Origin of the sequence: Janibacter sp. GXQ6167, assembly GCF_041365945.1 — a bacterium.
GTDB lineage: Bacteria > Actinomycetota > Actinomycetes > Actinomycetales > Dermatophilaceae > JBGFSK01.
Window position 1 is genome coordinate 1 of record NZ_JBGFSK010000027.1, and the last position, 829, is coordinate 829.

Annotated in this window: 1 rRNA gene; it reads left to right on the forward strand. The window is 54.5% G+C overall.

Annotated elements, in window-relative coordinates:
• Window positions 1-103 precede the first annotated feature (103 nt).
• A 16S ribosomal RNA gene (locus AB8K43_RS15440) occupies window positions 104-829 on the forward strand; the annotation flags it as partial.

Sequence of the window (829 nt, forward strand, 5' to 3'; positions counted from 1 at the left end):
CGGGTTTATTTCTTTGATTGCTCGATGGACAACAATGTTTTTTAACGTTGGTTGTTTGTTGTGTTGTCAGGTTTTCAATCCCTTTGTGGGTTGTTTTTAAACATCTATGGAGAGTTTGATCCTGGCTCAGGACGAACGCTGGCGGCGTGCTTAACACATGCAAGTCGAACGATGAAGCTGGAAGCTTGCTTTTGGTGGATTAGTGGCGAACGGGTGAGTAACACGTGAGTAACCTGCCCCGAACTTCGGAATAAGCGCTGGAAACGGCGTCTAATACTGGATATGACTCCTGGCCGCATGGTTGGGTGTGGAAAGTTTTTCGGTTTGGGATGGACTCGCGGCCTATCAGCTTGTTGGTGAGGTAGTGGCTCACCAAGGCGACGACGGGTAGCCGGCCTGAGAGGGCGACCGGCCACACTGGGACTGAGACACGGCCCAGACTCCTACGGGAGGCAGCAGTGGGGAATATTGCACAATGGGCGAAAGCCTGATGCAGCGACGCCGCGTGAGGGATGACGGCCTTCGGGTTGTAAACCTCTTTCAGCAGGGAAGAAGCGCAAGTGACGGTACCTGCAGAAGAAGCACCGGCTAACTACGTGCCAGCAGCCGCGGTAATACGTAGGGTGCGAGCGTTGTCCGGAATTATTGGGCGTAAAGAGCTTGTAGGCGGTTTGTCGCGTCTGCTGTGAAAATCCGGGGCTCAACTCCGGACTTGCAGTGGGTACGGGCAGGCTAGAGTGTGGTAGGGGAGACTGGAATTCCTGGTGTAGCGGTGAAATGCGCAGATATCAGGAGGAACACCGATGGCGAAGGCAGGTCTCTGGGCCAC